Genomic DNA, 21467 nt, shown 5'->3' on the forward strand with positions numbered 1-21467 from the left:
CTCCCGGCTGCCATCCGGCTGCCGGGTGAAACAACCATTCGTTAACCGCGCAAAAGGTTAATCGCCCGTGCGGTGTTTGCGGGTGCACCAGCCCGGGTGGAAAAGAAAACCCCCCGAAACCCGTGTGGGTCCGGAGGGTGGGTTCCTCTGCGGGATCACCTCGGCAAGAACCGGGTCAGGCGCGGACACGCTTCTCATACCCCTGCGCGATGTCCTTGGTCAGGGCACCGACCTCGAAATTCCAATCTCCGATCTGGCCGACAGGGGTGACCTCGGCGGCGGAACCGGTGAGCCAGCATTGTTCCATGCTCTCAAGTTCCTCGGGCATGATGTGGCGTTCATGCACCTTGACCTGGCGATCCTTGAGCATGTCGATCACGGTCTGCCGGGTGAGGCCGTTGAGGATGGCGTCGGTCAGGGGGGTGTGGACCTCGCCGTCGCGCACGAAGAAGATGTTGGCGCCGGTCGCCTCGGCCACGTAGCCGCGGTAATCGAGGAACATCGCGTCCGAGCAGCCCTTGGCCTCGGCGGCGTGTTTCGACATGGTGCAGATCATGTAGAGCCCGGCGGCCTTGGCGGAGGTGGGGATGGTTTCGGGACTGGGGCGCTTCCATTTTGCCACGTCGAGTTTCGCCCCCTTCATCTTGGCATCGCCGTAATAGTCGCCCCATTCCCAGGCGGCGACCGCCATGCGGACCGGGTTGCGCGCGGAACTGACGCCCATGTCCTCGCCCGCGCCGCGCCATGCAACGGCCCGGACATAGGCGTTGGTCAACCCGTTGGCCGCGATCACCGCCTGTTTGGCGGCCTCGATCTCGTCCACCGAATAGGGGATCGGCATGTCAAGAAGGCTGCCCGAGTTCAGGAGCCGCTCGGAGTGCTTGCGGGAGAGGAAAATCTTGCCGTCATAGCAGCGTTCGCCCTCGAATACGGAGGAGGCATAATGCAGAGCGTGGGACAGGACATGCACATTGGCCGCGCGCCAGTCGACCAGTTTGCCATCCATCCAGATCTTGCCGTCACGATCATCGTAGCCCGTCATTTAGCTTACTCCTTCACAGTCCGAGCTTTGCATTTGTTGCGCGATTTATGTCCGTTACGGACATAAAGTTACGCAAAAACTGCGATTCGCTAACAGTTGCATCTTGGAATGTCAATAAAGCTGACTTATTGTGGAGAAAATGCAGGCGATTTGTGATTGAGGGGTGTGTCATGTCAGACAGCGCGGGCGGCGAGACGCTTTTGTTTCTGACCGACGAGCAGTTGCGGCAGGCGATCGAGGCGATGTTCTTTGCCTATCGCGGGTTCACCGCCGACCCGGATCGCATCCTGGCCACGATGGCTTATGGCCGCGCTCATCACCGGGCGCTTCATTTCATCGCGCGGGTGCCCGGAACGACGGTGAACAACCTGCTCGAAATTCTTGGCGTGACCAAGCAATCGCTCAACCGTGTCCTGCGCACGCTGGTCGAGGATGGCCTGGTGGAAAGCCAGGTCGGCAGGACGGATCGGCGGGAGCGGCATCTTTACCTGACCGACGCGGGAGCCGCGCTCGAACAGAGGCTGAGCGATGCGCAGCGGGCGCGGATGCGGGCGGCGTTCCGACAGGCCGGGCCACAGGCCGTGGCGGGGTTTCGCACCGTTCTCGAAGCGATGATGGACCCGGAGATGCGACGGCGCTATCACGCGCTGAGGGAGAAGGGCGCATGACGGATTTCGAACCGCATCTGCTTATCGTGGATGACGATGAGCGTATCCGAACGCTTTTGCAGAAATTCCTGAGCCGGCACGGGTTCCTCGTCACCTCGGCGCGGGATGCGGCGCATGCACGGCGCGTCCTTGCGGGGCTGGATTTCGACCTGATCGTGATGGATGTGATGATGCCGGGCGAGACGGGAATCGCGTTGACCCAGGATCTGCGCGAGACGTCGCAGACGCCGATCCTGCTCCTCACGGCGAAGGGCGAGACCGAAGACCGCATTGCCGGGCTCGAGGCCGGGGCGGACGATTACCTCGCCAAGCCGTTCGAGCCCAAGGAGCTCTTGCTCAGGATCAACGCGATCCTGCGGCGGATGCCGGAGGCACAGGATGAGGCGCCGGGGCCGAAGGTCCTCAACCTCGGCTCGATCCGCTATGACATCGAGCGCGGTGAGCTTTGGAAGGACGGCGCCCCGATCCGGCTGACCGCGACCGAGAGCCAGTTGATGCGCATTTTTGCTGCCACGCCGAACGAGGCGGTGAGCCGGATCAAACTGGTCGAGGACCTGGGCCGCGATGGCGGGCAGGCCCAGGAGCGTGCCATTGACGTGCAGATCACGCGGCTTCGGCGCAAGATCGAGGTAGACCCGAAACAGCCGCGTTACCTTCAGACGGTGCGCGGGGCGGGCTACATGCTTTCGCCCGATTGACCCCGGCGTTCAGGTGAAGAGCCCGGCATAGGTTTCGCGCAGCGTCTTTTTCTGCACCTTTCCCATGGTGTTGCGGGGCAGCTCGGCGACGAATTCGTAATGCTTGGGCTGCTTGAATCTGGCCAGGTTAGAGCCCGTTATGGCGGTGATATCCGCAAGCGAAAGAGCCTCTTTCTCTTTCACGATCACCGCGACGACGGCTTCGCCGAAATCGGGATGCGGCACGCCGATCACCGCCGATTCCAGGACGCCGGGGATGTCGTCGAGCAGGCTCTCGACCTCCTTTGGATAGACATTGAAGCCACCCGAAATGATAAGATCCTTGCCGCGGCCGACGATGCTCACATAGCCGTCTTCGTCGCGCATCCCCAGATCGCCGGTGATGAACCACCCCTCGGGGCGCAGTTCCTCGGCGGTCTTTTCGGGCATCTGCCAGTAGCCCTTGAACACGTTGGGGCCGCGCACCTCGATCATGCCGATCTCGCCGGCGGCGACTTCGCGACCGTCATCCACGATGCGCAGTTCGACCCCCGGCAGGGGAAAGCCAACCGTGCCGGCGCGGCGTTCGCCGTCGTAAGGGTTCGAGGTGTTCATGTTGGTTTCGGTCATGCCATAGCGTTCGAGGATGCGATGGCCGGTCCGTTCCTCCCATTTCTCGTGGGTGTCGACGAGGAGCGGGGCGGAGCCGGAGATGAAAAGCCGCATGTTAGAGACCGTTTCGCGGTTGAGGCGTGGATCGTCGAGCAGGCGGGTATAGAAAGTGGGTACGCCCATCAGCGAGGTGGCATGCGGCATCGCGTCGAGGATCGCGCGGGCGTCGAACCTGGGCAGGAACACGGTCGAGGCCCCGGCCATGAGGGCCACGTTGGTGGCCACGAAAAGCCCGTGCGTGTGGAAGATAGGCAGCGCATGGATGAGCACGTCATCGGGGGTAAAACGCCAGTAATCGCGCAGCGTTTGCGCGTTCGACGCGAGGTTGTCGTGGCTGAGCATCGCGCCCTTGGAGCGCCCCGTCGTGCCCGAGGTGTAGAGGATCGCCGCGAGGTCATCGCCGCTGCGCGGCACGGGTGCGAATCCGGGCGCGTCGGGCAGGTCGGCGGTCAGGCTGCCTTCGCCCGCGCTATCGAGGGTGAAGAGCCGCGCCTGTCCTGCGAGCGGCGCAATCTCGGCCTCGCGCGCGGGGTCGCAGACGACCACGGCCGGCGTGGCATCCGAAAGGAAATACTCGATCTCGGCGGCGGTATAGGCGGTGTTGAGCGGGAGGAATACGCCACCGGACAGCACTGTGCCGATATAGAGCTGCACCGCCTCGATGCTTTTCTCGACCTGCACGGCGACCCGGTCGCCGGGTTGCAGCCCGGCCGAGATCAGTCGCGCGGCAAGATGTTCGGCCCCATCGAAAAGCGCACCATAGCTGACATCCGACTGCCCGGGACGAACGGCAAAGACCTTGTCGCGGATCTGGGGCAGATGGGTGGCGAGACGATGGGCGAGATGGTTGTTGTCGTACATGGGTCCGATCCTTGGTTCTGTCTGGCTTTCGTGCGGTGCATGGCGGGTATTTTCAAGCGCGGATTGATCTTTTCGCCGGGGGTCGTAAGTGTGGCAACCGGAAAAAGGGCGCGCAAAATGAATCCGATCAAGGGAATATTGCTGAAATTGCTGGCAGTGGTGACATTCGTCGTCATGGCCGCGCTGGTCAAGGCGACCTCGGATCATGTGCCGGCGGGTCAGGCGGTGTTCTTTCGCTCGTTCTTTGCGATTCCGGTGATCCTCGGCTGGCTCTGGGTGCGGGGGGATCTGCGCACCGGGCTGCGCGTCGCGTCACCGATGGGGCATTTCTGGCGCGGGTTCGTCGGGACGACGGCGATGGGGCTGATGTTCACCGGGCTGGCGCTCTTGCCGCTGCCCGAGGTGACGGCGATCGGCTATGCCGCGCCGCTGCTTGTGGTGATCTTCGCGGCGATGTTTCTCAACGAACAGGTGGGTCTGTTTCGGCTCGGGGCGGTGGCGCTGGGCCTTGTCGGGGTTCTGATCGTGCTGTCGCCACGGCTGACCGCGTTCGCCGGCGATACGGTCGAGACCACGCAGGCGCTGGGCGCGATCGTCGTCCTGGCCGGAGCGGGCTGTGCGGCGCTGGCGCAGATCTATGTGCGCAAGCTGGTCCAGACCGAGCAGACATCGGCAATCGTGTTCTTCTTTTCGCTCACATCGAGCATCCTTGCGCTCTTGACGCTGCCCTTCGGATGGGTGGTGCCGACCGGCAAGGAAGCGGTGTTGCTGGTGTTGATCGGGCTTGTCGGCGGGATGGGGCAGATATTCCTGACCTCGGCCTATCGTTTTGCGGATGCGAGCGTGGTGGCGCCGTTCGATTATGCCTCGATGATCTTTGCGCTTCTGATCGGGTATTTCGTCTTTTCCGAGGTGCCGACCGGGCCGATGCTGCTTGGGGCGGGGATCGTCATCCTGGCCGGGGTGATCATCATCGTCCGCGAACACCGGCTGGGCATCGAACGCAACCGCGCGCGCAGGAACATTACGCCGCAGGGGTAATTGGTCGTTTGGGCTTGAACAGAGACTGAATTGGAGGGGTATGGAAATGTCAGACAGGGTGCCTTGCCCGGCGCTTGGGTCCGGGGACGTGGCTCAGGACCAGCCGCGCGGGAAACTCGATGCGGCCGCGCGGCTCGCCGTGGCGGGTCATGCGGCGAGGCATCCGCATTGGGACGGGGTGGTCCTTTTGCCGGGCGTGCGCAGCCATTGGGTGCATCTGAGCGCGGGCGAGATCGTGAGTTTCCAGTCCTTCCTGACCATCCGCCTGGCCCGCGCGCTGGATGCGGGCGAGCGGGTGGATGCGGAGGCGCTTGCGGATACGATGGCCCGGCCCGAGCGTTTGGCCCAGCATCTCGATTCCGCGGAATTGGGCGGAAACAGGGACGCATTGCTGGGTCATCTTCTGGGTGCCGAGATGGCGGCGGCACGGCCCTACTGGCTTGGCCAGCAGGTGGTGGTGATGGGCGATGAAACGCTGGCCGAGGGCTATGCGGCGGTACTGGAGGCACAGGGCGTGCCGGTGGAGCGGGTTGGGCGCGCGGCGATGGAGGATGCGGGGCGCAAGGCGCTTTAGGGGCTGCGCGGCGCGCGGCGCGGGCCGAAGCCTGCAGCCAGCGCGAGGATGAGGCCCGAAACGGTGGCGATCATGCCCGCCGCGCTGACCGAGTTGTCGAAGCCGAGCCAGAGCGGGCCATAACCGGCGAGAACATAGCCCAGTATGGCGGAGAGCGTGGCAAACCCCACGCTCAGCCAGACCTGATGAGCCAGCCGGTCGGTCATCAGCCGCGCGGCGGCGGGCGGGCAGATGAACATCGCGATCACGATGATCGAGCCCACGGCGTCGAAAGCCGCCACGGCCGCCATGGCCGCCATGATGACCAGCGCGAGGCTGAGCGCGCGCACCGGCAGGCCTAGCGCGCGGGCGAAACCTTCGTCGAATGTCGAGAGCTTGAGCGGGCGCCAGAGCAGGGCGGTTACGCCGGTGACGATCAGGCAGGTGATCGCCATGCGCGGGAGTTCAGGTGGCAAACCGGCCAGCGCCTGCGCATCGAGGAGCGAGGCCCAGCCGGTTGCATCGAGCCAGATCAGGCTTTCGAGATTGCCGTAAAGCGCGTGCTGCACGTCGAGATGCACCGAGGAGGTGTCGGATTGTTCAAGCAGCAGGACACCGCCCGCGAACATGGTGCTGAACACAACGCCCATCGCCGCGCCGGGTTCGAGCCGGCCAGCGCGGCGGATGCTTTCTATCAGCAGCACAGCGACTAGGGCCGCACCGCCCGCGCCGAGCATCATCGGCCAGGTCGAGACGGTGCGGGTGACGAGAAAGCCGACCACGATCCCCGGCAGCACCACATGCGAAATCGCGTCGCCGATCAGGGCCTGCCGCCGGAGCAAAAGGAAATTGCCCGGAATCGCACAGGCGATGGCAGCCAGGCACCCGATCAGGATCGGAGGCAGCGACAGTGCGACGAACTCGGCCCCGATCATGTGAGCGGCCTCGGGGCAAGGCGGGCATCGATCTGCGCGATCTGGTCGGGGGTGAGCACGGTTTCGATCGGGCGCAGCCCGTCATAATGCGAAGCGGCGATTTCCTGCGCGGGATCGGCACGCAGCACCTGCCAGCGGCTTTCGTCGAGCAGCGCGCGCGCCGCGGCGGCACGGCCGGTTTCCGTGGCGGTGCCGTCGGGATTGGCAAGCCCCGCGCGGATCAGAAGCCGCAGTGTAAAGCGTTCATAGACCGGATGGCCATGGGCGAGGGCCAGTAGTCCCTGCCGCAGATGCACCCGGCGTTGATAGCGATACTGTCCGAGGACGGTGGCCAGGAGCCCGCGCCTCGGGGCGATCAGAAGCGAAAGGGCAAATCCCGCGCTGCCGGTCAGCACGATGATCGGGCCGGTGGGCAGGTTCGGCGCGGTCGCCGAGATAAGCGCGCCCACAAGGCCGGTCAGACCACCCATGATACCGGCGATCAGAACCACGCGGTTGGCCCGGTCGCTCCAGAACCGGGCGGTGACCGGGGGCAGGATGACCATCGCGACGATGAGCACGAGGCCCACGATCTTGATCCCGATCACGGTGATGGCCATGACCAGCCCCATCATCGCCAGGTCGACCCGCCGCACATCGAGTCCCGTTGCGGCCGCGTAGCCCGGATCGAAGGCGGCGGTCAGCATCGGACGGCGCAGCACCAGCGCAGCCAGCGTGGCCATCCCGCCGCCAATGGCAATGGTCAGCGCGTCGGAATAGAGCATCCCCGCCGTGGCGCCGAGCAGGAAGGTTTCAAGCCCGGCCTGCCGCCCCAGGTTCAGGGACTGAATCACCGTCAGCAGCAGGATTCCGAAGCCGAAGAAGACCGAGAGCACCGCGCCGATGGCGGCATCCTCGCTCAGCCGCGTGGCATGGGTGAGCCAGCCGACACAGAGCAGGCCGAGCCAGGCCGAGAGCGCCGATCCCATGAGCAACCCGGCAAGGCTGCGGCCGTCACCACCCAACGCCACCATCACCAGAAAGGCCAGCGCGATGCCGGGCAGCGTGGCGTGGGCGATGGCGTCGGACACGAGCGCGCGTTTGCGCAGGACCAGGAAGCTGCCGGTGATTCCTGCCGCCGCCCCGAGGAGCCCCGCCCCGGTCGCCACGAGGGCGGCGTTATAGCCCAGCCCCCACATGTCTCAGCCGAGGATCTGGGCCAGCTGCGCCTGTGCGAGGCGCCCGCCATAGGTGGCCTGAAGCGTATCAGGGGTCAGCACGTCGGCAACGGGCCCTTCGGCGATGCGGGTGGTGTTGATCAAAAGCGCCCGCTCGAAATAGTCCGACACGGTGGCGAGGTCGTGATGGACGACGACCACGGTGCGGCCCGTGTCGCGCAGGGACTTTAGGACCGCGACGATGGTCTTCTCGGTGGCGGCATCCACCCCGGCAAAGGGTTCATCAAGCAGGTAGAGATCGGCCTCTTGCGCCAATGCGCGGGCGAGAAAGACGCGCTGTTGCTGGCCGCCCGAAAGCTGACCGATCTGACGGTCGGCGAAATGCTCCATCCCGACGCGGGTGAGACAATCCATTGCGCGGTCGCGGTGTGCCTGCCGGACCGGGCGCAAAAGCCCCAGCTCGCGCGCCATCCCCATCAACACCACGTCGATCACGCGGGCCGGGAAATCCCAGTCGACACTTGCGCGTTGCGGGACGTAGGCGATGCGGTCGAGCACGTCCCTGACCGGGTGCCCATAGGCCCTGATGTCGCCCGAAACCGGTGTCACCATCCCCAGAACTGCCTTGAGCAGGGTCGATTTGCCGGCCCCGTTCGGGCCGATGATCGCACTCATCACGCCGGCCTCGAACGTGGCGTCGAGCGCGAAGAGCGCAGGTTTCTCACCATAGGTGACGGTCAGGCCACGCACCGCGAGCGGCGCGGTCTTGTTCTCGTCGGGCGAGACGATCCTGCCATCGCGTGCGGCCAGTCCAAGTTGCATTGCGGCCCTTTCCTCAACTTGCCTGTGCCAGGCGCCCGTTCATGCCACGGGAGGGCACGGTGCCGCCAAGCGCGGCGGCGATGGTGGTGACGTTATGGTCAATCATGCCGATATAGGTGCCTTCATAGCTGCCTTCGGCCCCCATTGCATCCGAATAAAGCTCGCCGCCGATCCTCACCTCGTGATCCCGCGCCGCAGCACCTTCGATCAGGGCGCGGGTATTGCGATCCGAGACCGAGCTCTCGACGAAAACGGCACTGATCTTGCGGGACGCGAGCATTTCAACCAATTCGCTGATACGGTTCAGCCCGGCCTCGGATTCGGTCGAGATGCCCTGGATGCCGATTACCTCGAACCCGTAGGCACGGCCGAAATAGCCGAAAGCGTCATGCGCGGTGAGCAATACACGGGCGGGTTCGGGCACGCTCGTCAGGGTTTCGAGGGCGTAGGCGTCAAGCCTGGCAATATCGGTCAGGAAGTCCTCGGCCCGGGCGGCGATCGTCTCGGCCTCATCCGGCAGGAGCGCTGTCAACGCATCGCGGATTGCACGGGACGCATGAGCCCAGAGAGCGGGCACCATCCAGACATGCGGGTCGAACTTGTTGTCGTAGTCCGGGTGCGCGATGAGAAATTCGGCCGGTGTCGCCTCGCCCACGGCAACGAGGGTGGAGCGTTTGGCCATGCGCGCGAAAAGCTTTTCGAGCTGGGCTTCGAGATAGAGACCGTGGCGCAGGATCAGATCGGCCCGGGTGAGCGCGACGATATCGCTTCGAGTCTGGCGATAGGAATGCGGATCGACGCCCGGACCCATGAGCGCGCGCACATCGATCAGGTCGCCGGCGATCCGGCGCGCGGTATCGGCGATCATGCCGGTTGTGGCGACAACGCCGGGCCGGGCGCTGGCCGCGCCGGCAATGTGGGGAAGGGCGCTCGCCCCCGCGATCAGACCGAGCGCCGCCCGTCTGGAAAGTGTCATGGAAACCTCATGTGGATCGGGTTGTTCAGATGAATATGCGAGTCACTCGCAGGAATGTCAATATTCTTGCAAGTCATTCGCAAAGTTTCCGGGTAACGGAATGCCCGGATACGCCGTGCTTGCCTCGGCACCGGTCGCATGAGACCTTTCTTCGGCAAGCGGGGACGTGATCATGCAGACCGATATAGCAACCCCGGTGGCCGGGCTTTAACAGGCGCGCGTGGCCCGTAATGCGGGCATGGCGCTTGACCTCGACTGGGTGATGCGGTCGCAGGCCAATCGGTCGGCCATCGAACGGCGCGTGGCGACGCTTGCGGGGCGGCGCACGGTGAACAAGGAATATCAGGCGGCATGGCTGTGCCGGGCGATCAGCTGCATCGACCTGACCACGCTTGCCGGCGATGATACCGTGGGCCGTGTGCACCGCCTCGCGGCCAAGGCGCGCCAACCGGTGCGCGCCGATCTGCTCGATTCGCTGGGGATGGAGGGGCTGCGCGTGGGCACGGTCTGTGTCTATCACGAGATGATCGCACCGGCGCGCGCGGCGCTGGAAGGGTCGGGCATTCCGGTCGCGGCTGTCTCAACAGGGTTCCCCGCCGGGCTCACGCCGTTTCACCTGCGGCTGGCCGAGATCGAGGAAAGCGTCAAGGCCGGCGCCGAGGAGATCGACATCGTGATTTCGCTGCGCCATGTGCTCACCGGGAACTGGGCCGCGCATTACGACGAGATCAGCGCCTTTCGCGCGGCCTGTGGCCCGGCCCATCTCAAGGCGATCCTTGCCACCGGAGAACTCGGCACGCTGCGCAACGTGGCGCGCGCGTCGCTGGTGGCGATGATGGCGGGGGCGGATTTCATCAAGACCTCGACCGGCAAGGAGGCAGCGAACGCGACGCTGCCGGTGTCACTGGTGATGATCCGCGCGATCAGGGACTATTACGCCGCAACAGGCCATTGCGTGGGATACAAACCGGCGGGCGGGATCGGCAAGGCCAAGGATGCGCTGAGCTATCTCGTGCTGATCAAGGAAGAGCTGGGCAAGCCGTGGCTGACCCCGGCGCTGTTCCGGTTCGGCCATTTCATCGACGGGGCGTTCACGCCACCGGGCGATGGGTTCCTTTCACGCAACCCGGCCAATGGCGAGACATTGGAGACGCTCACCCAGGCGACGCAGGTGGATGTGGATGCCGCGGTTGCGGCGGCGCGCAAGGCACAGGGCAAATGGGCGCGGCTTGGCGGGCACGGGCGGGCGAAACACCTTTATGCGATTGCCCGCATCTTGCAGCGCAATGCGCGGCTTTGCGCCGTGTTAGAGACGCTTGATAACGGCAAGCCGATCCTCGAGAGCCGCGACATCGACCTGCCTCTCGCGCAGCGGCATTTCTATTTTCACGCGGGCATGGCGCAACTGATGGAAAGCCAATTGCCCGACCGCGCCCCGGTGGGGGTCTGCGGACAGGTGATCTAGTGGAACTTCCCCCTGCTGATGCTGGCCTGGAAGGTGGCGCCAACGCTGGCGATGGGCAACACGGTGGTGTTGAAACCGGCCGAATACACGTCGTTGACCGCGCTTCTTTTTGCCGATCTCGACTCGGCGATCGGGGGGCTGGTCGATGCGATCTGGCTCAACCATGGGCAGGTCTGTTGCGCAGGGTCGCGCCTTCTGGTGCAGGAGGGAATCGCAGAGCGGTTTCACGACAAGCTGAAGGCGCGAATGCAGAGCCTGCGGATCGGCAATCCGCTCGACAAATGCATCGATGTGGGGGCGATCGTCGATCCGGCGCAGTTGCGGGCCATCACCGAGATGGTCGAGGGCTGCGCGGAGGATGAACGGTTCAGCGTCGGCACGGAACTACCTGCCGAGGGGTCATTCTATCCGCCGACGCTGATCAGCGGGCTGGCGCCGTCGCATCGCCTGATGCAGGAGGAAATTTTCGGCCCCGTTCTGGTTTCAACCACGTTCCGCACACCAGATGAAGCGGTGCATTTGGCCAACAGCACGAAATACGGGCTGGCAGCGAGTGTCTGGAGCAAGAATGTGAATCTCGCGCTCGATATCGCGCCGCAGATCGAGGCGGGGGTGATCTGGATCAACGGCTCCAACATGTTCGATGCTGCCGCCGCTTTCGGGGGTGTCGCGAGAGTGGTTCTGGCCGCGAAGGCGGCTGGGAAGGGCTGCGCGCTTATACCCGGCCTGCGGATCGTGCGTCGCGACACTTGGTCGGAATCGAGCCTAACACATGGAAAAGTGGCACTTTCGAGGGCATCGACCGCACTCCGAAACTCTATATTGGTGGCAAGCAGGCCCGGGCCGATGAGTTTGCCCGTGAAATCAACAAGATGAAAGGTAGACGCGGGGGCGACAGGGAAGTTGAGGCCAGCATCTGCCGCCTCTTCACCTATGCCGCCTGGGCGGACAAGTTTGACGGGCAGGTGCATGGCGTGCCGATGCGGGGCATGGCGCTGGGCCTGCGCGCGCCGGTGGGGGTGATCGGGGTGTTCTGTCCCGATGAGGTGCCGCTCCTGGGACTGGTGTCGGTGATGGGGCCGGCAATCGCCATGGGAAACCGTGCGGTCCTGGTTGCAAGCGAGCCTTACCCCCTTGTTTATGCTGATTTTTACCAGGTTCTCGACACGTCCGATCTGCCCGGTGGGGTGGTGAGCATTCTGGTTGGAAAACATGACGCGCTGGCCCCGGTAATGGCGGCGCATATGGATGTGGTTGCGGTCTGGTCGTTTTCGTCCTCGGATATTTCCGGAGTGATCGAGCGCGAGAGCGTGCGTAATCTCAAGCGCACATGGGTCAATAATGGCCTTGTTAGAGACTGGTTTTCAGCCAAAGGCGAGGGAAGCACCTTTCTTGAAGCAGCGACCGAGGTCAAGACGATCTGGGTGCCTTGCGGCGCGTGAGCGGGCGCTTGCCTGCGGTGGGGCCTGACAGCCGTCCCGAAAGGTTAACGCCGGGCTGGCCCCGATGAATCAGGGGGGTGATCTCCGGCTGCGGCCCGGCTGCCAGGCGTACACCGCCGCACTGCGGAAAATCCGCCGCGAAAGCGGTTAACGCGGCGCACGGCGCCACCCGTGAGATGACAAGACTTGCCGGTTCTTTCTTGGGAAAAATACTCAATCCCCGGGTTGACCCACGGCCCGCCGCAAGACCCCTGGCACGGGCCCCTCGTTCTGATGGGCCGAGCGAAAGCGAGGCCCCGCCGCGACGACGTCAGTCGGCGCAACTTCTCGTCCGTCAGTTCGACAGCCCCTGCGGACGCCCGACAACGACGAAGCTGAGCCGTTCGGGGTCGAGCCGTTCCTTTGCGACGCGGTTCACGTCATCGAGCGTGACGGCATTCACCCGGTCGTTTCGGGTCTCGATATAGTCGATGGGCATGTCCGACATCTGCATCGCCACCATGATCCGGGCGATCGGGCCATTGCCGTCAAAGCGCAGAGGATAGGAGCCGGTCAGATAGGTCTTGGCCTGTTCGAGCTCTTCCTCTGTCACGCCCTCATCGCGGGCCCGAACCCATTCCTCACGCACCGCCTCGATGGCCTCGGCCACGCGCTCGTTGGACGAGGCGACCGAGCCCATCCAGAGATCGGCCTGGTCCTTGTCGACCAGGTAGGAATATATGCCATAGGTCAGGCCGCGCTTTTCCCTGATTTCGTTCATCAGCCGCGATTCGAAACCGCCGCCGCCAAGGATGTGGTTGAGGATGTAGGTCGCGAAGTAGTCGGGGTGGTCGAAATCGAGTCCCGGCTGCGCGAATTGCACCACCGATTGCGGCGTGTCGAAATCGACCACTTCGATCCCGCCATCGAGCCGGGGTTCGGCGGGTCCGGGCAGATCAGCGCCGGATTCGGGCAGGTCGGCAAGCAGCCGGTCGAGCAGGGCGCCCAACTCTTCGCCGGTTATGTCGCCCACGGCGCTGACATAGAGCCTGTCGCGCGCGAGCGCGCCGCGATGCGCCGCGACGAGGTCGTCGCGCGTGAGCGCCGATACGCTCTCCGCCGTGCCGTCAAGCGGCGTCCCATAGGGATGGTCGCCATAGATCTTCGCGTCAAAGACGCGCCCGGCGATGGCGCGGGGGTCCTTTTCATCCGAGCGGATCGACGAGAGCAACTGCCGGCGCACACGCTCGATGGCGTCGTCATCGAATTGCGGGTCAACCAGGCTCTCGCGCAAGAGCGCGATGGCATCATCGCGGGTCTCGGTCAGGAACTTGGCGGAAACGGTCACCGCGTCGTCATTCACGTCATAGCGGAACGAGGCGGCGAGCCGTTCGGAGGCGCGGGCAAATTCGCGCGCGTCCATGTCGCCCGCCCCTTCTTCGAGCAGGCCGGTCATGAGGCTTGTCGCGCCGCGTTTGCCGGGTGCGTCGAGCGAGCCGCCGCCGCGAAAGCGCAGTTCGAGCGCGACGAAGGGAATCGACCGCTCCTCGACCAGCCAGGCGGTGATACCGCCGGGCGACGTGACCTCTTCGATCTCGACGCCGGCGCGGGCGGGAAGTGCAAGGAAAAGCGTGGCGGCAAAGGCAAGGACGAAGCGAATCACTGGATGATCTCCTCTTGCGCGGTTTCGGATGGCGCGTTGAGCCAGCCGGTGACGGCGCGGCGGCGGTCGAACACCTCTTGCGCGGCGGCAAGGATGTCATCCTCGGTGACGGATTGGAGAACGTCGGGCCATGCCTGCACGTCGGCCACGGTCAGGCCCTGGGTCATCGCCTGGCCATAGCGGTTGGCCAGGCGTTCGACATCGTCTCGCGCATAGACCTGTGCGGCGCGCAGTTGCATCTTGACCCGGTCGAGATCTTCGCTGTCGATCCCGTCTTCGATGAATTGTGCGAGCGTCGCGTCCATCTCGTCTTCGGCCTGTTGCAGGGAAACGCCGTCGGCGGGCACCACGATGAGCGAAAAGGTCGTGTCGTCCAGCGAGAGCCCGTCATAGTAGGCCGATGTATGGACCGCGATCTCATCGTCGAATTGCAGTTTCTCGGCGAGGTAGGAGGTGGTGCCACCACCCAGAAGCTCGGCCAGGATGTTGAGCGCCGCGGCTTTTTCCTGTGCGCCGCTTTCCCGTGCGGGTGCCGTGTAGGAGCGGTTGACCCAGGGTTGGGCGACGCGCGGGTCTTCGAATACCAGGCGGCGCTCGGCCAGTTGGGGCGGCTCTTGCGGGCGTGCGCGGTCGGCGAGGTCGGGATTGGGCGGCAGCGGGCCGTAATGTTCTTCGGCCAGCGCGCGCACCTCGTCCGGCCTGACATCGCCCGCGACGACCAGGATCGCGTTGTTGGGGGTGTAGAAGCGTTCGTAGAAGGCCAGTGCCGCCTCGCGGTCGAGCGTCTTGATCTCGTGGCGCCAGCCGATGATCGGCACGCCGTAGGGATGGTTGAGATATTGCGCCGCGTTCTTCTGTTCGCGAAAGAGGGAAGAGGGGTTGTTCTCGGTGCGCTGGTTGCGTTCCTCGAGGACGACATCGCGTTCGGTGGCGACGGCCTCGGGGGCGAGGCGCAGATTGACCATCCGGTCGGCCTCCATCCCCATCACGAGGTCAAGCCGGTCGGCGGCGACACGTTGGAAATAGGCGGTGTAATCATAGCTGGTGAAAGCGTTGTCGCGGCCGCCATTGCGCGCGACGGTGCGCGAGAGTTCACCGGGGGCGAGGGTCTCGGTGCCCTTGAACATCAGGTGTTCGAGGAAATGCGCGATACCCGATTGGCCGGGGGGTTCGTCCGCCGCGCCGACCCGGTACCAGACCATGTGCATGGCGACCGGGGCGCGGTGGTCTTCGATCACCACGACCTCCATCCCGTTGTCGAGGGTGAAATGCGTCACCGTGTCGTCGGCCCGTGTGCCCGGTGCGAGGGCCAGAACGAACGTGACGGTCAGGGCGAGGAAGGTGGCGCGAAGGGGCACAAGGCGCAACATGGGCTGTCCTTTTGTCTGGAGAACGCTGCGCACAAGATAGGCCATCGCCCCGCGGCTTCAAGCCGGGTGCGGTGCCGGTGACGCAGACGTGAGGGGCCGGTCAGCGGTTGGGTGGCGGGTAGGTCGGCGTGCGCACGCCGGTCGCGCGGCGGAACCGTTCGGCCTCGGCGCGCGGGTTGAGGGTCTGGCCCCGGTAGACCTGGTTGTAGCGGTCGGTCGGGACGATACGAATCCGGGTGAAGCGCGACTTGCGGCGGCGGAAATCCTCGTCCACGGCGGCCAGTTCCTCGCGGATGTTGGCAGGCACGCCATTGCGTCCCGCGTGGCGCACCAATGCCCCGTCCGACGCGGGCACGTCGCCGGGCGAGAGCCGTTCGGGTCGGCCGCCAAGCGCGGCGACGCCATCGGCACGTGGATTCTGATCGACAAGGTTCGCCGCGCCGGGTGTGGGCGTGGGCAGGTCGCCACGTTCGGGCGGGGCCTCGAGCGGCTTGGTCGGCAGGACCGAGAATTCGTCCGGGCCGGGCGTGGCCGAACGCATGTCACGCAGGGTTATGTCACGTTCATTGCCACCACAGGCCGAAAGACCCAGGGCAGAGATCATCAGGATCAGGACGCGCTTGCGCATCTTTGCACTCCCACACAACTTGGCACAGGTTTACCCCATCACGACACTGGCGTCACGAGCCGTTTTTGGCCTGATTTGCCTTGGGTGCCCTTTTGCCGCCGGGTTTGACGTTTTTCTGCCCGCCATCCTGTCCACCGGTGAAGAGTATCAGGCCTATGGCCCCGGCAAAGACCGCGATATCGGCGACGTTGAAGGAATACGGGTTGCGGATGCCGCAGCAGCTCATGTTCAGGAAATCCGCCACGGCACCATAGAGCAGCCGGTCCACGACGTTGCCCAGCGCCCCGCCGACCAGGAGCCCGGCGGCAATCCGTGCCCGGAGGCCCGCCTTCTCATGATACACCCACCAGACGACCGCGCCGGAAATCGCCAGCGCCACCGCGATGAGCACCCAGCGCATCGCGTCGAAACCATTGCCGAAAAGCCCGAAGTTGATGCCGTGATTCCAGGCCATGCGCAGGTTGAGAAAGGGCGGGAGCACGTCGATTTCAAGCCGCCGGGACAGGCTCAGCCAATGCACCACGACCCATTTGCTGGCCTGGTCGGCCAGAAATGTCCAGAACCCCACCCAGAAAACGGTGCGCATGGGTTTATCTCCTGCCTCGTCGTGGGGCGGTTGATCCGACCTCGGTCGCTCGATTGCCCATTAGTGCCGGAAATGCCGCATGCCGGTCAAGACCATAGCCAGCCCGGCGGCGTCCGCGGCGGCGATCACTTCGTCGTCGCGCATGCTTCCGCCCGGCTGGATCACTGCCGTCGCCCCGGCGGCTGCGGCCTCCATCAGGCCGTCGGCGAAGGGAAAGAACGCATCCGACGCCACCACCGATCCCTTGGCCGGGCTTTCGGACAGGCCCAGTGTCTCGCCCATGCGGGCAGCCTTGATCGCGGCGATGTTGGCGCTGTCCACGCGGCTCATCTGGCCGGCGCCGACGCCCACGGTGGCACCGGCCCTGGCGTAGACGATGGCGTTCGATTTCACATGCTTGGCCACTTTCCATGCGAACAGGAGGTCCGCCATTTCCTGCTCCGAAGGTGTGCGTTTCGTGACCACGCGCAACGTGTCCGGCGCGACATGGCCGTTGTCCTTGTCCTGCACCAGGAACCCGCCCGAGACCTGCCGGAAGGCGAGCCCCGGCGCGCGCGGATCGGCCATGGCGCCGGTGGTGAGCAGGCGTAGGTTCTTTTTCGCGGCAAAAAGGTCGCGCGCCGCGTCGCTGGCCGAGGGGGCGATGACGACTTCGGTAAAGATCTGCGCGATCTCTTCGGCCGTTTCCTCGTCCAGCGGCTGGTTGAGCGCGACGATCCCGCCGAAGGCCGAGGTGCGGTCGCAGTCGAACGCCTTTGCGTAAGCCTCTTTCAGGGTCGCGCCCCGGGCAACGCCGCAGGGATTGGCGTGCTTGATGATGGCACAGGCCGGGCCGTCGCCGGGCGCGAACTCGCTGACCAGTTCAAAGGCGGCGTCGGTGTCGTTGATGTTGTTGTAGCTGAGTTCCTTGCCCTGATGCTGGGTCGCCGTGGCGACGCCGGGGCGGTTCGTGCCGTCGGTATAGAAGCTGGCCGATTGGTGCGGGTTCTCGCCATAGCGCAGGGTCTGGGCAAGGGTTCCGGCAAAGGCGCGGCGACGGGGGGCGGGATCGTTCAGCGCCCCGGCGAACCACGTGCTGACAGCCGCGTCATAGGCGGCGGTGCGGGCATAGGCGCGCTGGGCCAGTTGCTGGCGAAAGGCCAGTGTCGTGTGGCCGTCATGTGTCTCTAACTCGGCCAAAAGCGGCTGGTAATCCTCGACATCGGTGAGGGTGCTGACAAAGGCGTGGTTCTTGGCCGCGGCGCGGATCATCGCGGGGCCACCGATGTCGATATTCTCGATGCAGGTGTCATGATCGGCGCCCTTGGCCACGGTTTTCTCGAACGGGTAGAGGTTGACCACGAGAAGGTCGATCGGGCCGATGCCGTGTTCCTCCATCGCGGCGACATGGGCGTCATCGTCGCGCAACGCCAGCAGCCCGCCATGTACCATCGGGTGCAGGGTCTTGACCCGGCCATCCATCATCTCGGGAAAGCCTGTCACCTCGGCCACGTCACGCACGGGCAGTCCGGCCTCGCGCAATGTGCGGGCCGACCCGCCGGTCGAGAGCAGTTCGATCCCGCGCGCATCGAGGGCGCGGGCCAGATCGACCAGGCCGGTCTTGTCGGACACGGACAGAAGGGCGCGAGTGAGAGGGGCAAGATTGGGCATCGGTTTGCTCCGCTTGGTGACATGTCGGCTCTTGCCGCGCGGCATAGGACAATTCGCCGGAAGATAGAACCGCAATCGTTGTCGCGGTGCCGCCAGCGGCCGTTTGTGCGGATCTGTGCGCCGCTGCCGTTGGCCCTAATCCTGCACCGCGGGGATCAGGTCGGGGTTGAGGTCGCGGACATGGAGCGGCGAATCCTGGGCCTTGGCCAGGGACCAGCGCACGCGGCTCGCCTCGTCGGTGGCGCGCGACGTCAGCACGACCTGGTGGCAGGCGCGGGGTTTGAGGCGCCCCTTTTCGAGATAGACCGACGGTTCGAGCGTCATCTCGATACTGCCATCGGTGCGCAGCACCCAAAGCTCGCCGCTCTTGAGCGCGAGAGATACCGCGGTGCCGCCCATGTCGATCTCGGCATCGACCTCGGGGTGGAGGTGAAAGCGCACGTGAAAGAGAATACCGGGGTCGAGCGCCTCGGCGAGGCGCTTGTTCAGGCGTTTGCGGTCGGGCGGGTCGAGGGCGACCAGCAGATCCTCGCCGAAAAGCCCGATGCCGTCATGGGTGAGTTCGAGCGTGCGCGCATGGGTCAGGCCATGGGTGCCGACCCACCCGTCATGCCCGCCCTGAAAGCGAAACCCGTCGGGTGCGTGGCCCATTTCCACGGGCACGCGGCTGGGGCCATCGGCGATCTGGTCGCGGCGCCTGCCGGTTCCGCCGACGAGGCGGGCGCTGGAATAGCCGTCGATGCAAAGGGTGGAATGCGATGGCGTGGCGCGACCGGCGCGCCGCCATTCGGCACCGAAACTCGCCCCGGAGCCGCAATTGACGATGAGCGGGCGACGACCCGAGGTCAGCTCGAACGCCAGGGTGCTGGCATGGGCGTCATGGCTGTCGCGACCCTTTGGGGGCGGCGCCGCGTCGATGATGACGCTGGTGCGCCCCGCCGAGAGCCGGGCATACCCCATGGAGAGCCCGTCGGGCATACGCGATTTCACGCCGGAGGCCGCCAGTGCGTGGTCGAGGCGCCCCTCGATCCCCTTGCCACCGCCATGAAAGCGCGCCAGCGACCCGTCGGCATGGCGCAGCGTGCGCAGCGTGGGCGTGATCCGGTCGATCGCGTCGAGATGGTCGTGCAGGGGCTTCTGCCCCACGTCATCGAGCGCCCCGGCGGCCCATGTCAGCAGGGTGAAGACATCGAGAAGCTCTTCGGGATTGCGGGTGGAAATACCGCCCTCGGCGTCGATTCGGGCCTTGCATTCGGCGGCCAGTGCGCGCTTGGCGGGGGCGACGTGCTGTTCCATGCCTTCGAGCGAGAGCCCGGCATAGAGCAGCCCGGTCAGCGCCTCGAAGCGGGGCAGGCCGGATCTGGCGGCGGGCCAGCGGCGGCCGAGAAACAGGGTCTGTTGGGCCAGCGAGCGATAGAAGGCATCGCTTTGTGCCTTGTCAGAGCCGTGCAGCAGGAAGATCGCGTGGCTGATCCAGCGCAGCAGGCGCCGGCCGGTGAGTTCGGGCGTCCAGCCGGGGCCGCGCCCGCGCCCGTAAAGCGAGATCCAGTCCCAGAGCCACGCCTGAGCCCTGGTTCGCGCGGGCGGATCGCCGACGGCGGCCAGATCGTCGAGCCAGCCGAACCCGTGCAGATCCTCGGCGAACTCGGGGCTGGGCGGGTCGATTTGCCAGATGCTTTTGCGCGTATCCTCGACAAGGCTCCCGGCGAAGAGGAAATTCCCGGCGACCAGTTGCTTTCCGCGGGCATAGAGACCGATCGAGCGGGGTTCGGGATGCGACACGAAGGCGGTTGCCGTTTTCGCCCTCGTGCTCGCCCGCGCGTGAAAGCGGTTGAGTATGCGCGCAGGCAGCGCGTGTTTCGCTTCCCTTTGGGGCATTTGCTCGGCCTCGTGTCCCTCTTTGGCGAGGTTTGGCCCATGATAGCCCGGGTTTGATGACAGGTCATCAGGGAATGTCCGCCCGATCGGGTTTGGGCGGCATTATGTCAGGCCGGGCGGCGCAGGCAGGCGATGTAGAATCCGTCCATGCCGCCCTGATCGGCCCAGAAATCCGGGCGCAGGCGCAAGCCGCCCTCTTCGGTGATCCAGGCCGGGTCGATTCCGGGGCAGGCCAGCGTGGCGCGGTCGGTGGCAAGGCCGGGGTGGCGGGCAAGGGCCTCCTCGACCTGACATTCGCCCTCGTCCGGCAGGAGCGAGCAGGTGCAGAACACCAGCCGCCCACCGGGGGCGAGGAGCGTGAGCGCGTGGTCGATCATCGCTGATTGCAACGCGATGAGCGCAGCAAACTCGGATCCGTCCTTGGCGTGGGGAAGGTCCGGGTGACGGCGAATCGTGCCGGTGGCCGAGCAGGGCGCGTCGAGCAGGATCGCGTCATAGGGGCCGCCCGCATGGGTGAGCGCATCACCCTGAACCACCTGCGCGGTGAGCCCGGTGCGGGCAAGGTTCTCGCGCACCCGTGCGAGGCGGGTTTCCGAGAGGTCGAGCGCGGTGACATCGGTCCCGGTGGCGGCGAGTTGCAGGGTCTTGCCGCCGGGGGCCGCACAGAGGTCGAGCACGCGCTCGCCCGGGCGCGCGTCGAGAATGCGCGCGGGCAGCGCGGCGGCGGCATCCTGCACCCACCAGTCGCCGGCGGCGAACCCGGGCAGGGCGGAAACCTGCGGCGCGCCGAAAAGCCGGATCGAGCCCGTGGACAGGAGTGTTCCGCCGGTGGCTTGTGCCACTGCCTTGGGGTCGGTTTTCGCGGTCAGGTCGAGCGGTGCCCCTGCGAAATGCGCGGCCTCGAATTTCGAGACTGTTTCGCCGGAATATGCCTCGATCAGCGGTGCGCGGAGCCATTTGGGCAGGCGCGGGATGCGCAAGCTATCCCATTTCGCCGGGGCCTCTTGGACCAGCTTGCGCAGCACGGCGTTGACCAGCCCCTTGAGATGGCCATGACGGCGGTGGGCGGCGGCGATGGTCACCGCCTCGTTGACCACACCATGGGCATCGCCGCCCTGTGCCAGTTCGACCGCGCCCAGCCGCAGGATGTTGCGGATATGCAGCGCCGGGGTCTTGCGCAGGTGCGGTTTGAGCAGGCGGTCAGCGCGTTCCAGCCCGCGCAGGGTTTCGTTCGCCAGCCGCTGGGCGCGGGCCCGGTCGGGCGGTTCGAGCCGGTCGAGCGCGCCCGCTCCGGCCAGCTCGCTCATGAGGCGGCCTTCGCCGAGGATCTGGTCGAGCAGGTAGACCGCCGAGCGGCGGGCGGAATGGGTGCGGGGCTTTGACATGCGATGTCCTTGGCAAG

General features: G+C 65.5%; 17 protein-coding genes and 2 pseudogenes. 6 read left to right on the forward strand and 13 right to left on the reverse strand.

Annotated features, from left to right (window positions below):
- Positions 1–175 precede the first annotated feature (175 nt).
- On the reverse strand, positions 176–1042 hold the full coding sequence (locus ACESL9_RS04175; protein ID WP_372610145.1) for a branched-chain amino acid aminotransferase: 867 nt from the start codon (positions 1040–1042) through the stop codon (positions 176–178).
- Between the two features lie 170 nt (positions 1043–1212).
- On the opposite strand from ACESL9_RS04175, the gene ACESL9_RS04180 reads away from it, so the two are divergent.
- Together ACESL9_RS04180 and ACESL9_RS04185 are read left to right on the forward strand one after the other, a co-directional pair.
- Positions 1213–1710: a MarR family winged helix-turn-helix transcriptional regulator gene (locus ACESL9_RS04180; protein WP_372674539.1), complete on the forward strand. Its 498-nt coding sequence runs from the start codon at positions 1213–1215 to the stop codon at positions 1708–1710.
- Positions 1707–2408, forward strand: coding sequence for a response regulator (locus tag ACESL9_RS04185; RefSeq protein ID WP_372610141.1), 702 nt, complete (start codon positions 1707–1709; stop codon positions 2406–2408). Before ACESL9_RS04180 ends, ACESL9_RS04185 begins: the two co-directional genes overlap by 4 nt.
- Before the next feature lie 9 nt (positions 2409–2417).
- Here the strand turns inward: ACESL9_RS04185 and ACESL9_RS04190 are convergent, their stop codons facing one another.
- Positions 2418–3920, reverse strand: a complete 1503-nt coding sequence (locus ACESL9_RS04190; protein ID WP_372674540.1) for a malonate--CoA ligase — start codon at positions 3918–3920, stop codon at positions 2418–2420.
- A gap of 117 nt (positions 3921–4037) precedes the next feature.
- On the opposite strand from ACESL9_RS04190, the gene ACESL9_RS04195 reads away from it, so the two are divergent.
- Positions 4038–4961, forward strand: coding sequence for a DMT family transporter (locus ACESL9_RS04195; RefSeq protein WP_372610137.1), 924 nt, complete (start codon positions 4038–4040; stop codon positions 4959–4961).
- 46 nt (positions 4962–5007) lie between these two features.
- Positions 5008–5535: a 2-dehydro-3-deoxygalactonokinase gene (locus tag ACESL9_RS04200; RefSeq protein ID WP_372610135.1), complete on the forward strand. Its 528-nt coding sequence runs from the start codon at positions 5008–5010 to the stop codon at positions 5533–5535.
- Here ACESL9_RS04200 and ACESL9_RS04205 read toward each other — a convergent pair.
- From ACESL9_RS04205 to ACESL9_RS04220, 4 genes are read right to left on the reverse strand one after another with little or no spacing between them, the layout of a single operon-like run.
- Positions 5532–6446 carry a metal ABC transporter permease gene (locus tag ACESL9_RS04205; protein WP_372610681.1) on the reverse strand — a complete coding sequence of 305 codons (915 nt, stop codon included), beginning with the start codon at positions 6444–6446 and terminating at the stop codon, positions 5532–5534. The two genes, ACESL9_RS04200 and ACESL9_RS04205, sit on opposite strands and share 4 nt — an antisense overlap.
- Entirely contained in the window at positions 6446–7627 is a 1182-nt protein-coding gene (locus ACESL9_RS04210; protein ID WP_372610133.1) for a metal ABC transporter permease, read from the reverse strand. Before ACESL9_RS04210 ends, ACESL9_RS04205 begins: the two co-directional genes overlap by 1 nt.
- A 3-nt stretch (positions 7628–7630) precedes the next feature.
- Positions 7631–8428 (reverse strand): metal ABC transporter ATP-binding protein, encoded by a 798-nt coding sequence (locus ACESL9_RS04215; protein WP_372610131.1) that lies wholly within the window; start codon positions 8426–8428, stop codon positions 7631–7633.
- Between the two features lie 13 nt (positions 8429–8441).
- Positions 8442–9404: a metal ABC transporter solute-binding protein, Zn/Mn family gene (locus ACESL9_RS04220; RefSeq protein ID WP_372610129.1), complete on the reverse strand. Its 963-nt coding sequence runs from the start codon at positions 9402–9404 to the stop codon at positions 8442–8444.
- A 262-nt stretch (positions 9405–9666) separates the two neighbouring features.
- Here ACESL9_RS04220 and deoC point away from each other — a divergent pair.
- Positions 9667–10428: pseudogene (gene deoC / locus ACESL9_RS04225) on the forward strand (deoxyribose-phosphate aldolase); the annotation flags it as partial.
- Positions 10429–10446: 18 nt separating this feature from the next.
- Positions 10447–12311, forward strand: a pseudogene (locus ACESL9_RS04230) (aldehyde dehydrogenase family protein); the annotation flags it as partial.
- A 334-nt stretch (positions 12312–12645) separates the two neighbouring features.
- Here the strand turns inward: ACESL9_RS04230 and ACESL9_RS04235 are convergent.
- From ACESL9_RS04235 to ACESL9_RS04265, 7 genes are all read right to left on the reverse strand, one after another.
- The gene (locus ACESL9_RS04235) at positions 12646–13953 is read right to left on the reverse strand and encodes a M16 family metallopeptidase (protein ID WP_372610127.1); all 1308 of its coding nucleotides are present in this window, start codon (positions 13951–13953) and stop codon (positions 12646–12648) included.
- Positions 13950–15323 carry a M16 family metallopeptidase gene (locus ACESL9_RS04240; RefSeq protein WP_372610125.1) on the reverse strand — a complete coding sequence of 458 codons (1374 nt, stop codon included), beginning with the start codon at positions 15321–15323 and terminating at the stop codon, positions 13950–13952. The genes ACESL9_RS04235 and ACESL9_RS04240 overlap by 4 nt, the downstream gene beginning before the upstream one ends.
- Positions 15324–15423: 100 nt before the next feature.
- Complete coding sequence (locus tag ACESL9_RS04245; RefSeq protein WP_372610123.1) at positions 15424–15951, reverse strand: DUF3035 domain-containing protein; 528 nt, start codon at positions 15949–15951, stop codon at positions 15424–15426.
- 52 nt (positions 15952–16003) lie between these two features.
- Positions 16004–16537, reverse strand: a complete 534-nt coding sequence (gene lspA / locus ACESL9_RS04250) for a signal peptidase II (RefSeq protein ID WP_372610121.1) — start codon at positions 16535–16537, stop codon at positions 16004–16006.
- A 60-nt stretch (positions 16538–16597) separates the two neighbouring features.
- Entirely contained in the window at positions 16598–18187 is a 1590-nt protein-coding gene (gene purH, locus ACESL9_RS04255) for a bifunctional phosphoribosylaminoimidazolecarboxamide formyltransferase/IMP cyclohydrolase (RefSeq protein ID WP_372610119.1), read from the reverse strand.
- 135 nt (positions 18188–18322) lie between these two features.
- Complete coding sequence (locus tag ACESL9_RS04260; RefSeq protein ID WP_372610117.1) at positions 18323–20065, reverse strand: heparinase II/III family protein; 1743 nt, start codon at positions 20063–20065, stop codon at positions 18323–18325.
- 107 nt (positions 20066–20172) lie between these two features.
- A complete protein-coding gene (locus ACESL9_RS04265; protein WP_372610115.1) occupies positions 20173–21450 on the reverse strand; it encodes an RsmB/NOP family class I SAM-dependent RNA methyltransferase in 1278 nt (425 codons plus the stop codon).
- Positions 21451–21467 lie beyond the last annotated feature (17 nt).

Source organism: Aquicoccus sp. (assembly GCF_041686535.1).
Taxonomy (GTDB): Bacteria; Pseudomonadota; Alphaproteobacteria; order Rhodobacterales; family Rhodobacteraceae; genus Aquicoccus.

Coding starts and splice junctions, on each gene's coding strand:
- ACESL9_RS04195 (WP_372610137.1), top strand. CDS start 4,038: ATGAATCCGATCAAGGGAATATTGCTGAAATTGCTGGCAGTGGTGACA.
- ACESL9_RS04190 (WP_372674540.1), bottom strand. CDS start 3,920: ATGTACGACAACAACCATCTCGCCCATCGTCTCGCCACCCATCTGCCC.
- ACESL9_RS04240 (WP_372610125.1), bottom strand. CDS start 15,323: ATGTTGCGCCTTGTGCCCCTTCGCGCCACCTTCCTCGCCCTGACCGTC.
- lspA (WP_372610121.1), bottom strand. CDS start 16,537: ATGCGCACCGTTTTCTGGGTGGGGTTCTGGACATTTCTGGCCGACCAG.
- ACESL9_RS04175 (WP_372610145.1), bottom strand. CDS start 1,042: ATGACGGGCTACGATGATCGTGACGGCAAGATCTGGATGGATGGCAAA.
- ACESL9_RS04220 (WP_372610129.1), bottom strand. CDS start 9,404: ATGACACTTTCCAGACGGGCGGCGCTCGGTCTGATCGCGGGGGCGAGC.
- purH (WP_372610119.1), bottom strand. CDS start 18,187: ATGCCCAATCTTGCCCCTCTCACTCGCGCCCTTCTGTCCGTGTCCGAC.
- ACESL9_RS04185 (WP_372610141.1), top strand. CDS start 1,707: ATGACGGATTTCGAACCGCATCTGCTTATCGTGGATGACGATGAGCGT.
- ACESL9_RS04245 (WP_372610123.1), bottom strand. CDS start 15,951: ATGCGCAAGCGCGTCCTGATCCTGATGATCTCTGCCCTGGGTCTTTCG.
- ACESL9_RS04215 (WP_372610131.1), bottom strand. CDS start 8,428: ATGCAACTTGGACTGGCCGCACGCGATGGCAGGATCGTCTCGCCCGAC.
- ACESL9_RS04260 (WP_372610117.1), bottom strand. CDS start 20,065: ATGCCCCAAAGGGAAGCGAAACACGCGCTGCCTGCGCGCATACTCAAC.
- ACESL9_RS04210 (WP_372610133.1), bottom strand. CDS start 7,627: ATGTGGGGGCTGGGCTATAACGCCGCCCTCGTGGCGACCGGGGCGGGG.
- ACESL9_RS04265 (WP_372610115.1), bottom strand. CDS start 21,450: ATGTCAAAGCCCCGCACCCATTCCGCCCGCCGCTCGGCGGTCTACCTG.
- ACESL9_RS04180 (WP_372674539.1), top strand. CDS start 1,213: ATGTCAGACAGCGCGGGCGGCGAGACGCTTTTGTTTCTGACCGACGAG.
- ACESL9_RS04200 (WP_372610135.1), top strand. CDS start 5,008: ATGTCAGACAGGGTGCCTTGCCCGGCGCTTGGGTCCGGGGACGTGGCT.